Source organism: Staphylococcus caledonicus, assembly GCF_016238465.1.
GTDB lineage: Bacteria > Bacillota > Bacilli > Staphylococcales > Staphylococcaceae > Staphylococcus > Staphylococcus caledonicus.
The window spans coordinates 1-12408 of the sequence record NZ_JABTXV010000008.1; the positions used below are offsets into that span (position 1 = coordinate 1).

Annotated in this window: 16 protein-coding genes; 1 reads left to right on the forward strand and 15 read right to left on the reverse strand. The window is 27.1% G+C overall.

The annotated features are described in order from the left end of the window. Positions 1–589: 589 nt before the first annotated feature. Positions 590–991, forward strand: a complete 402-nt coding sequence (locus HS848_RS12145; protein ID WP_198612497.1) for a hypothetical protein — start codon at positions 590–592, stop codon at positions 989–991. 222 nt (positions 992–1213) lie between these two features. Here the strand turns inward: HS848_RS12145 and HS848_RS12150 are convergent, their stop codons facing one another. The 15 genes from HS848_RS12150 to HS848_RS12220 all read right to left on the reverse strand — a co-directional run bounded on the left by HS848_RS12150 (position 1214) and on the right by HS848_RS12220 (position 12401). Next, on the reverse strand, positions 1214–1981 hold the full coding sequence (locus HS848_RS12150) for a LysM peptidoglycan-binding domain-containing protein (RefSeq protein WP_198612498.1): 768 nt from the start codon (positions 1979–1981) through the stop codon (positions 1214–1216). Between the two features lie 161 nt (positions 1982–2142). Then, on the reverse strand, positions 2143–2412 hold the full coding sequence (locus HS848_RS12155) for a hypothetical protein (protein WP_198612499.1): 270 nt from the start codon (positions 2410–2412) through the stop codon (positions 2143–2145). A gap of 226 nt (positions 2413–2638) precedes the next feature. Next, positions 2639–2845: a hypothetical protein gene (locus HS848_RS12160; RefSeq protein WP_198612500.1), complete on the reverse strand. Its 207-nt coding sequence runs from the start codon at positions 2843–2845 to the stop codon at positions 2639–2641. Between the two features lie 97 nt (positions 2846–2942). After that, entirely contained in the window at positions 2943–3110 is a 168-nt protein-coding gene (locus tag HS848_RS12165) for a hypothetical protein (RefSeq protein WP_198612501.1), read from the reverse strand. Positions 3111–3275: 165 nt separating this feature from the next. Continuing rightward, on the reverse strand, positions 3276–4535 hold the full coding sequence (locus HS848_RS12170; protein WP_198612502.1) for a Y-family DNA polymerase: 1260 nt from the start codon (positions 4533–4535) through the stop codon (positions 3276–3278). Between the two features lie 183 nt (positions 4536–4718). Beyond that, complete coding sequence (locus tag HS848_RS12175) at positions 4719–5525, reverse strand: DUF6710 family protein (protein WP_198612503.1); 807 nt, start codon at positions 5523–5525, stop codon at positions 4719–4721. A gap of 41 nt (positions 5526–5566) precedes the next feature. Then, complete coding sequence (locus HS848_RS12180; protein ID WP_198612504.1) at positions 5567–5908, reverse strand: hypothetical protein; 342 nt, start codon at positions 5906–5908, stop codon at positions 5567–5569. A gap of 19 nt (positions 5909–5927) precedes the next feature. Next, positions 5928–6914 (reverse strand): DUF1002 domain-containing protein, encoded by a 987-nt coding sequence (locus tag HS848_RS12185; RefSeq protein WP_232806186.1) that lies wholly within the window; start codon positions 6912–6914, stop codon positions 5928–5930. 22 nt (positions 6915–6936) lie between these two features. Beyond that, a complete protein-coding gene (locus HS848_RS12190; protein ID WP_198612505.1) occupies positions 6937–7731 on the reverse strand; it encodes a hypothetical protein in 795 nt (264 codons plus the stop codon). Positions 7732–7755: 24 nt separating this feature from the next. After that, complete coding sequence (locus tag HS848_RS12195) at positions 7756–9093, reverse strand: TcaA second domain-containing protein (protein ID WP_198612506.1); 1338 nt, start codon at positions 9091–9093, stop codon at positions 7756–7758. Between the two features lie 5 nt (positions 9094–9098). Then, on the reverse strand, positions 9099–9722 hold the full coding sequence (locus HS848_RS12200; RefSeq protein WP_198612507.1) for a hypothetical protein: 624 nt from the start codon (positions 9720–9722) through the stop codon (positions 9099–9101). Positions 9723–9744: 22 nt separating this feature from the next. Further along, positions 9745–10170 carry a hypothetical protein gene (locus HS848_RS12205; protein ID WP_198612508.1) on the reverse strand — a complete coding sequence of 142 codons (426 nt, stop codon included), beginning with the start codon at positions 10168–10170 and terminating at the stop codon, positions 9745–9747. 53 nt (positions 10171–10223) lie between these two features. Next, positions 10224–10778: a hypothetical protein gene (locus HS848_RS12210; protein WP_198612509.1), complete on the reverse strand. Its 555-nt coding sequence runs from the start codon at positions 10776–10778 to the stop codon at positions 10224–10226. Positions 10779–10813: 35 nt separating this feature from the next. Beyond that, positions 10814–11101: a hypothetical protein gene (locus HS848_RS12215; protein WP_198612510.1), complete on the reverse strand. Its 288-nt coding sequence runs from the start codon at positions 11099–11101 to the stop codon at positions 10814–10816. A gap of 199 nt (positions 11102–11300) precedes the next feature. After that, a complete protein-coding gene (locus HS848_RS12220; RefSeq protein WP_198612511.1) occupies positions 11301–12401 on the reverse strand; it encodes a hypothetical protein in 1101 nt (366 codons plus the stop codon). Positions 12402–12408 lie beyond the last annotated feature (7 nt).

The window sequence follows — 12408 nt, forward strand, 5'->3', positions numbered from 1 at the left end:
GTCTATTATTTACATATTTATTTATATCTATACTTATTAGTCTATTTATCTCTTTAATTACACTTATAAGTAAACAACCAGTTTTGCCCTATAAATACCGTTAGGTATTAATTTATAGCATTTATAGTCTTATTACATAATTTACTTATTATCTTATTTAAGGTCTTAAATACATGTTTAAATATGTCTCTATTTACTATCTTATTTACGTTTATATTTATTATAATACTTATAGTTCTTAAAAGTGAACTATTATTTATATTTAAAGTATATATCATATAGTCCGATATTTCAAACTATATTTTTACTTACTTTTATATGGAAATACATTTCTATTAATAACGTACATTCGAATTTTTTCGTTCGTATATTTTTATAATTATAAATTAACTGTTTATTAATAAAATATATTTCAGATGATTAATTCAATTTGTTATCAATACCAAAAACTTGTTTGTATTTTTTAAATAGGTTATATTAGTTATATATAATAGATGATTTAGTAATTTGTATTGTTCGAAAACAATAATAAATGATAGCTTATATTAATAGGATTATAATAAAAATTTATTAATGAGGTTTGATATTCATGATTGAAGAACTAAATAATAGATTAATAGATGAAGGGTATAATACTCAAATGGATTTTGATGGAATATATATTCCAGATTATAATATTGATGTAATAACAGAAAATATATCTTATATTATTAAACCATCTAATTCAGAACCAGTAAGTACTTCGTCTTTAGAAAAAGCACTTACTTATATTAATGATTTTTCTTGTAGTGTAGAATTTAGTGAAGAAATGGATAAAAACCATTATCTTTATAAGCAAGAGTCTCCTAGATTTTTTTCAATCGGTAATGACAAAGTGAAAATTATTGATGGTCGTTTTTATCTTGAAAATGAAGATGGCGAAACAAACATGTACATAAATATTCCATCTGTAATTAGTGCTATTCAATCAAAATTTTTCGGAGAAAAATAAAAAGAGAAAAGTAAGTACTTTTCTCTTTTTATACCTTATATTTTAAAAGTTCCGATAAACAGTAACTTAATGACAAATATAAAATTAATGAACCAATTATAAAATATACAATTTTGATAGGTTTATTATTATTCTTATATATAATTACATGTAGTGCGAACCACATAGCTAGTATTCCTATAGCCATGACAATCATAATTATTCCCATATTCTAATCATCTCCTAATGATTATTTATACTATCCAAATACTCATCTAGACTAGCTCCTTTAACATATGCTTCACAAGACAAAATACTTTCTATAATATCTCTATCTACTTTATACTTTTTTGATACTTTATCAATAGCTTCTTCATGATTAGTTTTACTATAGGTAACTTCTTCCACAATATTTAAATTTCTATAAACTATTCTTGAAAATTTATCATCTTTAGATGGTATTAAGTTTGTTGTATTCTTTTTCAAATGTGTAGCTATATTAGCAACTTTTGTATAACTTACATTAAATCGTTTTGCTATCTTTGTTAACGATTCTCTATTTGATTTAGGTAAATTATTATTTATCTCTATATATTTCCTTATATTAATACTCGCTATTGTTTTATTCAATCTAGATAATGTTGCATAGGGTACATCTGTATGAAATCCATCTTTTTCTTTCCATCTAAGAAAAGTATTTGAAACATTTATAGTACTAGACAATTTTTCTAATACCTTATAATTTGATTTAAAATATTCTATTGGTAATCCATTATCAATATCTCTCTTTATAGCCTTTTGTTCTTCTGATTTATATATTGATTTTTCTTTATTTGGATTTCCAATATTATTCACTTTAACTATTGAAGCTACATGCTGAACTGTTACACCGAATTCATTAGCTATATCTTGAAGCACGATATCTCCATCTAAATATTTTTTATACAAACCATTTTCCAAAGCTCTAACTATTTGAAAGGATTTATTAAAAGCTTGTTTTCTTCCAACCATAATTTACACCTACTTATTTTATTACTCAATATCATTCTATCATTAAATTAAACATTATTAAATTATTAGTTTTAATTATAATGTTTAATTATTATATATATTTCATTTCATAATAAAACATTCCCCTGCTTTTGATTAAAGGTAGGGGAATGTAGGGGGATTCAATTTTCTTTTTTTATATTAAAACCTGTCTTGTTGCAATATACTCTATATAACCTTTTTATAAGCCACCATGTGAATATCCCAATAACCTGCATTAGAAATACTCCTAATATACAAACCGCAGTGTTTAATGTATTCGTTGATAATGCTATAAGCATTGATAAAAACACAGTATATGCTGCAAAGAAAGATATTATAAGTAATAATACAATTATTATTAAACTCAGCAACGTAAACATTGCTATTTTGAACTTTTCTTTACTGGTCATACTACACCTTCTCTTATCTGTTTCTTTCTAAATAGAATTTAAAACCCATGCACCTAAAAATAAAAATAATGTAACTATATTTAATATCATAATCTTTTTATTTACCATTATCTCATCACTCTTCTCTATAAATTTAACTTTACGAATTCCTTTCATATGCTTTAATTTTATCTAAACATAGTATTTTCCGGTTCAAGTACACTTTCTCTTTTATATAAAAAGATATTTAGACAATCTCTACGTACTCTCCAAGTATCGCTATAGCGTCTTCATAACTTTTTTGAAGAAACAAACGGTCTTGTACTTCCTTAGCATAAGCATAGTATCCATTTCTTTTTAATGCTTTTGTTACCTTTCCGGCTAAATTAAAAATGTTACCGTCTTCCCCGTAAAAATCTACAGATACATCTGTTTTAGGTTGTTTTAAAGCCATTAGACACACTCCTTTATCTTTTTTAAAAGATATTATTTATAAATAATTACGGCAAGATAATTATTTTAAGGGCTAGGGGCTTTACGCCCCTTTTCCCTTATAGGAATGTTCTTTGTATAAAGCTTATTAAAGCATTTATTAAAGTAACAATTCCTGTTAAGAAACCAATGAATGATGAGAACTTATAGCCGATTTTGATTATGTCTTTTCCTATCGTTCTGTTCTTTTCTTGTCGGCTATAAGCTAATCTTTCTTGCCTTTTCATCTTGCACCCCCTTTTCTTTTGTTAATTACATATTATCATTTTATACTATACTTTTCAAGTGAAATATTGTTTATTTGTGTTTTGTTTTATTTAAATTATCTTTTATTTATATGATAAACAACCATAATTCAAAAAGTACAAGTATATATTTAGATGTATAATTTACTAAGCTTTATGACCTGCCAATAATCCACGCCTAGATTTTAAAGTACCATTATCCAGTAAACTTGTTGCTCTCATTATTATATCTTTTCCATACTTAAGCTTTATTTTATCTAATGAATAGTCTATTATTTCTTGCTTTTGTTCTCTCTCAGATTTAAAAAATTCTAATTGGTGTATGTTACTATTTCTTAAATTTGTGAAATTTATTCCGACTATTCTATATAGTTCAGTTCTATCTGCTTTATCTCTAAGATAATTCCATAACGTATTTATAATATGATTTGTACTTTTAAACCCATTTTTATCAGTAAATTGTTTTCTCAATCCCCCACCTTTAGAATATCCCACATGAACTGATACTGTTGTTGGATATTTCTTTTTTTGACGTGTTCTATAATAAACATCTTCTACTTGCTCATTTATTACTGCTTTTATTTCACTAAAACGATAATCTCTTAATAGTATTTGACTTTTTCCTAGCCCTTTTTGTTTAGTATGATATTTATCTTTTATTAAACTTTCATCAATACCATTTGCATGTAAATGTAAATCAATTCCAACAATTCCCAATTCTCTTTTTAAATATACATATGGATAGTGTGCTAAATCTTTTACAGTCACTATGCCCTTTTTATTTAATTTTTTTGCTGTTTGTGTATTAATCCCCCAAAAGTCAGTTAAATTATCTATATTCCAAAGTTTATTAGGAATATCTTGGTATCTCCATTCTGCTATACCACTCATTGTATGTTTTGCTTCTATATCCATTGAGACTTTGGCTAGAAGCGGATTACTCCCTATTCCAATAGTACTTTTTATTCCTGTCTCTTGATATATTTCATATTGTACTTTTTTAGCCATCTCGTATGGGCTAGAAGCAAATAAATAGTAGCTATCTGTTATATCCATAAAGAACTCATCTATACTATATTGATGAAAATCTTCTGGTACTATGTATCTCAATGCTAAGTTAGATATATTTGTAGATATATTCATATACGTTCTCATTTTTGGATTAGTAATATATATATCTTCTCGTTTAGGTATCTCATATAGTCTTGACCCTGTTTTAATTCCCAAATCTTTTAATGGTGGTGTTGCTGCTAATACTACTGACCCTTGCCTTTTAGTATTACCTACAACTGCTAACTTGGTTTCTAATGGATTGAGACCGTTTAATATACATGAAACGCTAGCATAGAAACTTTTTAAATCAACACACAAAATATCTCTATGTTGGCAATTGTGATAGTCATACATTTGATACACCCCTTTATTATTTACTCCTTAATTATAGAACATACGTTCGTATTTTTGAAGGTTTTTCTCTTTTTGAAAACAAAAAAAGAGAACTTACTAAATAGTAAGTTCTCTTTACACATATATTTTGCTTTACCATTTTTTGATTGGTACTTATACACTCTGACATTAACATTTATTAAATTAATAAGTATTTACAATGTCTTGAACCGCTTCAGAAAACACATGCTTATTACTTAATAATAAACGTCCGATTTCAAACAAAGCTCCAAATTCAAAATAAATTTCTTCTTTCTCTCCCGTTTTATTATTAATAAAATATCTACCATCAAACACATATTCATCATATAAGTAACTGATATCTACTACTTCATCAATTATGATATGCCCTTCGGATTTGTTTAATCCTGCACTGATGGAATGATTTCCATTGTAAATATTAGTTACACCTAAAGGATATATAAACTCTCCTTTATGATTTATATCGTCGTATTTAAAAGCATTTTCCTTTTTCATACCTATCTCTGAAAAGCTTTTATTTACCATTCCTTTACCTATATTTCTAATAGCATCTGATAATCTCGTTGCATTCCATAAGTGAGTAACAATAGGGTCTCTCGCATTAGATATGCTTAGATTCGTATTCGTATATAATTTAGCATTAGAAAACTTTTCTCCTAAAAATATACGGTCTATTGGGTTCATGTATGCCTCAACAGTATTAAACCATTTATACTTTTTTAAATATATGTTATCTCTGCCATTCATTAATACTAAGGTTGTTAGTTTACTTTGTATTAGGTCAGTAAATATTTTTATATAACTAAATATAGGGTGTTGTTGCTCATATACTAAATGTGGATTTTCCTCTAATATATATTTTGCTTTTTCTAACACATTATTTAATTGTGCATTTACTCTTTTATTTTTTTGTTTTTCTTTAGATTCTATCTTCATCAAAGTTTTATTATTGTGATTACCAGTATCCAATTTATCATTCCTCCAATTTGAAGCGGTTTTATTATTGATTCTTAAAAAGATTCTACCTTGTGATTATCTTCTTTTAAATTTTCTATAACTTCTAACTGCTTATCAGTTACCTTTTGATTATCCTTAAGTAATACTGTATTTGTTTCTGGAACATACATGACTAATGATAACCTGTTTAATGCTTTATCCCAAAAACCCTCTGTTTCTCTATCTATATCATCAAACAAGCTCTCTATAACTCTATGGTCTATCCCTCTAATTCCACTATCAAACATACCTGAAATGTAACGTCCATCTGACATTATATAAATTGCTTCTTCGATGTTTTTTGTAAGTTCAATATCTTCATCTTCTAACAAACATATAATCTGTGCATTATCCATAATGCTTATCCTCCATTATTTAAAACAAGCTTTTAAAAAAGTCTATAATTGCATTAATTATATTTTTTATGAAATCTCCTATTTTTTGTAGAATATTTCGATTTTCTTCAGTATTTAAGCTTTTAGCTTTATCTTTCGCCTTATTAATTAAATCGCCATGATTTTTTTCTAATTGTCCTTTATATTTATCTAATTGTTTTATAAACGCTTTAGGGTCATTATTTAGAACATTTGATTTTGATACATTGATAACAATATTATAAATCGTATTTCTCTGATTATCGTTTATCACATTATCTAGTCCTTTTTCTTTCAATACTTCATCTACAATACTTCTCACTTTATCTTCAGATACCTCTCCATTGTTCTCTTTTTCTTGAGCAACTTGTGACTTCATATCAGCTACAGCGTTATTCATTGCTGCATCAGAATAGCCTTCTTTACCTTCATTTTCATCACTAATTGTTGCTAAATCTGACATCTCTTGATTGGCATTTTTAGCGTCACTTTCACTTAAATCAGTGCCTTCTTTAGCATAAGCTTTAACTATACCTGTCAGTGCTCCATCTCCTGTTGTCGGTTCAACAGTTGAAGCAACACGTATTTTAGCGTTCTGTATACCTGCACTGATAGCCGCATTAGTATATTGCTCTTTTGTTATTTTAGTAATATAATCTGGCGTTACAATTTCAACATCAACGCCCTTTCCAAAGGTTTTAGGTTCAATAAGTGAACTAGAGTAAATATGGTCATATTGAACACCTGTGAATTCCTTAACGTCTGCTAGTGTCACATTGATTGTTTTGTCACTGTCGTCTGCCCCTAATTTTTCCTTAACTTCTTCTTTTTGATTGTTATTTAAATCGCCACCATATGTGATTACATCTTCTTTTAATTCAGGTTGTTTATCATTATTCGCCTCTTGATTTTGTTCTGCTGAAGCGGTTGTACCTAGTAGTGTTGTTGTTAGTAAAGTTGCTGAAATTGTTCCTAGTATTTTTTTCATGATTAGAACCTCTTAATCCATATTATTTATTTTCATTTAACGTTTTTATCATATTATTAATAATCTCTTCCATATGAGTGTCTAGTTTTACATTCATATCAATTGCGGCTAATGCCTTATAAATTTCTTCCCAATAATCATAACTAAGATGATATATTTGGGGATTGTAATTTTTCATTGGTTCACTTAATTTTTCTTTCCACTCATCATATTTTAAAGGTCTTGTATATATCTTATGATACTCTTTTTGAACATTCCAAAACTCATCAAATAATTTTCCACTTATTGGCATATTACTTTCCAACAACATGTTTTTAATACTTTTTTCTAAATTTTCATGATTAGATATTCTTACTTCTAAATTATGCAATCCTCTTTCGATTTCACTTTTAATTGCCTTATTATAATAAACATCTATTGGCATTTCGTTCCATTCCGCTTCTTTCATTTTTTCATCTATTATATTTATATCTGCTCCAGTTTTACGATACTTATATCTATATCTCCCGAAAACTAATTGCATATTTTTTAATTCATTATAGTAAGCTAGAATAAGTCGTCTATTATTATTTCTATTTTTTAGTTTTTCTTTATACTCGTCCCATTCAATCTTAACGAATATAGCTAAAAGAGCTGTATTTGAACTCAATAAAGCTGCAAAATAATTAACTTGTTTCTGCATTATTAATAGACATATAAACACTAGCACTAAAACTAATAATAATAGAGTTAGTAACATAGATATTTTAAAGTATTTTATTTTATTCAAAAGAGATTCTTTTTTATTCTGACTGTGAGGCTTTTGTTTATCTTTCATTTATCTTAACCTTTCACTTAGAATTTATATATCTGTATAATCTTTGATTTTAAATTCATTTTCTTTGTAATCATACACTAAGTCATATTTAGAATTAATCACATGTCCTTTTTTATCTTTTTTACTTAACACTATTTGTATCTCTGTATCATTACGCTCATAAGATTGTATTTTAGGGTCTGTAAACTTAGATTTTTTCTTGGACTCTACTTGTTCCTTAATACTTTTAGCTACATCTGAATTTTTATCTTCAAAATAATACTGTAATGCACTAAAATCTGATACTTCATAACCTGTATTTAATTTTTTCGTATAATCTTTCATAAACTTTTCAGCATCATCTTTAATCTCTTTATTTATCTTTCGTTGCTTTTCTATGTCACTATCTTTAAATGCTAGTTCAACTGTTCGTAATTTATTATCTTTGTTATTCTCTACTTCTATTTCTTTTGTTTCAAGAACCTGATTATTTGCTCTACCTTTCGCCGATACAGTTATCGGAACATCTACTGGATATTTCCCGTAAATTTTATCTTTTTCATAATCCGCTTCTTCACCATCAATGACCACTTTATAATCTTTATCTAGCTCGTCATTATTTTTAAGTTTCACTTTGAACCATGCTTGCGGTATATCTTCTTCTGCTTTTAGTTTTCTACCTTTATCTGCTTTGTCTGTATTAATATGAATATGACCATCTACTGAACCATCTAAGGGCTTATTTTTAAAAGTTTTCGTTACCTCTACATTGTAATTTCCTACAAAAAACTGTCCTAACTCTGTTTTATTGTTTGCATTACTTACTACTTTTCGTCGCTTACCGTTATTCTCAAACTCATATGATGCGTCATTATTTCCTTCTTTTACATAAACATTATAAAAATTGGGTTCAAATGCTAAATCATTTAAAAAGAAAAATCTATTACCGTTTTGTGTTATATCAATAATAGTACGTCCATTTTTATCAGTTATTTTACCAATAGTTGAATTATAAGACGACTTATCTTTTAAAGCCTTTTTCATTTTCTTGACTTCTGTGTTATATCTCTTTTTATTTTCAGGTTTATTTACATAATCAACAAAATGTTTTGCATCTGTAGTGCTAATATCTTTTTGCCCCGATTTAATAATTTCGGTTAGCTTTTTATAATCTTTATGCTTAACAGCTCTATCAAATTCATTTACCTGCCCGTTTGTCCCCTTATTTACAACAAACAAGTAGATTGCTAAAGCTAATAAAACTAATATTAGAAATAAGATGCCTCTCACTATCCATTTTCGCTTTTTCTTCCTATATTGTTCTAGTAATTCTCTTTCTTCATCAGTTAAACGTTTATATGATTCTTGATTATCATTTTCCATCATCATCACCTAACTTTTTTATCCTCAAATTTTTTCAGAAGTAATCTGCCTAAAAAACTAGACTGCATTTGATATCTAGATTTCTCATATGCTTCTAAGATGATATCTTTAAAGGCAATTTCTACTTTTAATTCTTCAATTTCCATTGAGTATTTCATTACCTGTTGCCAATCTGGAACAGCTTCTACGGACGTGTGTTTATAAAAATTGATATCATCTTCAAAAGTAAACCCTAGTTTTTGATAAAACATTTTTAGCTTTTTATAACCTAATGATTCGTTTATATCCATATAATTATTTCGGTCTTCTATATAAACACTCGATATTTCACCATATAGATAAATATTTTGTGTATTACTTAACTTAGTAACACCTTCTAATGCCTCAACAAGCATCGCTGCACCATAATTTTGTCCTCGATATTGTCTATCAATTTCAAAGTCTATAATTTTCCACTGACTACTACCCTCATACTTTATGCCTAAATGACCAATATTTATGTAATAGTCGTCTTTATCATTGTGTAGTGTTGTAAATAGATAAAAATCCTCTTCTTTTTCAATTGCGTTAAATTGAACATTAATCCACTTATCTTTATATTGGGAAATTTTGTTTTCTTGGTTATGCATTGGGAAATCCTCCATATCGCTTTTATTTAATGGTCAAATCTAAAATACTATTTAGTAGGGAAAATACTAAAGATATTAATAATACATACATTGCTATTGTGTGGCTTTTTTCATGATAGCTAACAACTTTGATTGATTCTTGGTCATTAAACAAAGGAGTCTGTTGTAACAATATTTCCAACTTCTTTTTTTGTTTTTTTCTAGCATATCTTATATATATAATTGTTATTATTCCTAATAAACTCACTAATATCATTAAATACGGGATATTTTCGTTTACTATCATCTTATCTATAAATGTTATAGCCAATACTAATGCAATCACTAACATAAATAAATTGTCTATCCCATTTAAAGTTCTTGTTTCTTTTTCTACCTTTTTTCGTTGTTTTTCATTTACACTATCTAACAAAACTTCATTGATATTAACTTTAAGCGGTTTAACCAATCCAACACCTCCTATCTCCATGTATCTCAATTTCTCATATTCAGAAAGCTATTTTAAAAAATGAGAATTATAATCATAGTGAATAAAATCATGATGTTAAATGCAAAGCTCATATACATGTACAATGACCATGTCGCTTTAAATGAAATTGGTTTTAGTTCTTTAACATTGCTCACTTTAAAATCAAGCGCAATGTTATAGTAGTAAGTCTTCAAACTCGCTATTCCATCATCAGAAATAGAAATATAATTTTTTATTATTGCTCCTATTTCTCGATTTATTTTTTCGAACCAATACAATGTACCAACATCACCTATAATCATAAGTAAAATCAATATATAACCTAACACCTTAACTTCATGTCTATATTCGTACTGATATAAATTTAGCGTATCTACATTAAAAACTGTAACGCTCGTCATAAATAACCATAGAATTAAGAGTAAATAGCTAAATAGAATTATATGTTTTTGACTTTTCTTATATCTATTACTTATTTCTCTATCTGATTGATTTAAATCAACTTGCTTTAGCTCCATTTCATTAATATTACCAATAAACATCGACGTCTCACCCTTTTCTTTGTTGTTACTTAAATTATCACTCATTAATTTTCTTATTATCTATTCGCATACCATATTATTTATATTTCTTTCTCTGATTTAATAGCTTTAACAATATCAAATTTTACAATGTCATAACTGACTTTGTTCAATTCGCCTTTTTCTATAAATTGTTTCAATGCTTTACCGTACACATTGTTGATGCTTAATGAATAAATAACTTCTTCAATTGCTGCATTACTCGCTTGATTTAAAAACACATGTTGTTTAGCAATTCTTTCTACTGGTTCATCGTCAAACGCTAATGTCGCTTCAATTGTTTCTTTAATACATTTTGCTTCATCACTCATATTCGACTTATTTGTCATAATGCTTTACCTCCTTTGTATCGGGAAACATTTACCAAACCTCAATCTATGATGACTTACCTTCAATTTATCATTTTATTCAATACCTTTCAACCATTTTATTGTATTTTTAAAACCCAATAGTATTTGCGTATATTTTTCTTCTATAGTTAGCATAATTTGTCACATAAAAAATCCAGCTTATCTATATAAACTGGATTTAACAATCTTTATTCAATCTCTTTTTATTAAACTTTTGTTTTAATATGCGGTACCATTGTTGTATATTATCTTGTTTTTCTTCTATAGTTACAGCATATTCATATAGTTTTAATACTGTATCAAAATTTAAGTTCTCTATTGATGTTTCCTCACTTTTCAATTTGCTTAACACGTCTTTTTTAATATTAGTTGCTGTAGTAATCGACTCTATTGTAATTTTAGAACTCAACAACAGATATACAATCATCATAATCTCAATCCTCTGTTTTCTTTTATGAAATTTATCAAAAACTCTGTCTATACTTTCAGTTTTCAAATTCACACATTTTAATTTAAATTGACTTATGCTTGATAAACATTCTGATACTTCTTCACTCTCATTTTTCATACCCATGTAATAGTCAATTAAGCGCTCTATATTTGAATATTTACTTACATTATCTATTGCCTCAGCAACGACTTTTTGGTTATCTTTTCTTCCGTAATACTTACTATGTAAGTATGTAACCTCAGCTTTTGTTACTTCTATCAGTTCCTCTAATAAATAATCTTCATAATACATTTTATCTATACTTTCAAAAGATTTTTTTGATAGTTCCACAATATTATATTTACTCTTTTCAATTAGTCTATTGTAGTACTCTATATCTTCCGTCCGATTTTCTGGTTTAAACACTTCGTATCTCACTCTACTTTTTTCTGACGGTTTACGAGGTATAAGTTTATAATAGACTTCTTTCTTTATACTATTTACTTCTCCACTTTTCACTAAATTTATTTCTATACTTTTATCAGACTCATTATATTTTACAAGTATTGATTTAATGATATGCGCTAATGTTACCGTCATAATACCATTTTGTTTGTAATGTGTTCTTATGTGATTAATATGTATAACTATATCACTTGAAGTATTCTTAATCTCATTTCGATTTTTATATATTTGATAATTCGCAATATAACCATGTTTTAGCTGAATATCTTTAAGGTTGGAATTTTGTAAATCAGTCATATATTTAATATCTCCACCCTTTAACACTGAATTTAACAAACTATCTTCAACATATAAGGTATCCTTTATATATTCTTCATTACTCATGTCAATA

Coding starts and splice junctions, on each gene's coding strand:
- HS848_RS12185 (WP_232806186.1), bottom strand. CDS start 6,914: ATGAAAAAAATACTAGGAACAATTTCAGCAACTTTACTAACAACAACA.
- HS848_RS12220 (WP_198612511.1), bottom strand. CDS start 12,401: ATGAGTAATGAAGAATATATAAAGGATACCTTATATGTTGAAGATAGT.
- HS848_RS12170 (WP_198612502.1), bottom strand. CDS start 4,535: ATGTATGACTATCACAATTGCCAACATAGAGATATTTTGTGTGTTGAT.
- HS848_RS12160 (WP_198612500.1), bottom strand. CDS start 2,845: ATGGCTTTAAAACAACCTAAAACAGATGTATCTGTAGATTTTTACGGG.
- HS848_RS12200 (WP_198612507.1), bottom strand. CDS start 9,722: ATGCATAACCAAGAAAACAAAATTTCCCAATATAAAGATAAGTGGATT.
- HS848_RS12215 (WP_198612510.1), bottom strand. CDS start 11,101: ATGACAAATAAGTCGAATATGAGTGATGAAGCAAAATGTATTAAAGAA.
- HS848_RS12195 (WP_198612506.1), bottom strand. CDS start 9,093: ATGGAAAATGATAATCAAGAATCATATAAACGTTTAACTGATGAAGAA.
- HS848_RS12180 (WP_198612504.1), bottom strand. CDS start 5,908: ATGGATAATGCACAGATTATATGTTTGTTAGAAGATGAAGATATTGAA.
- HS848_RS12210 (WP_198612509.1), bottom strand. CDS start 10,778: ATGAGTGATAATTTAAGTAACAACAAAGAAAAGGGTGAGACGTCGATG.
- HS848_RS12150 (WP_198612498.1), bottom strand. CDS start 1,981: ATGGTTGGAAGAAAACAAGCTTTTAATAAATCCTTTCAAATAGTTAGA.
- HS848_RS12155 (WP_198612499.1), bottom strand. CDS start 2,412: ATGACCAGTAAAGAAAAGTTCAAAATAGCAATGTTTACGTTGCTGAGT.
- HS848_RS12190 (WP_198612505.1), bottom strand. CDS start 7,731: ATGAAAGATAAACAAAAGCCTCACAGTCAGAATAAAAAAGAATCTCTT.
- HS848_RS12165 (WP_198612501.1), bottom strand. CDS start 3,110: ATGAAAAGGCAAGAAAGATTAGCTTATAGCCGACAAGAAAAGAACAGA.
- HS848_RS12145 (WP_198612497.1), top strand. CDS start 590: ATGATTGAAGAACTAAATAATAGATTAATAGATGAAGGGTATAATACT.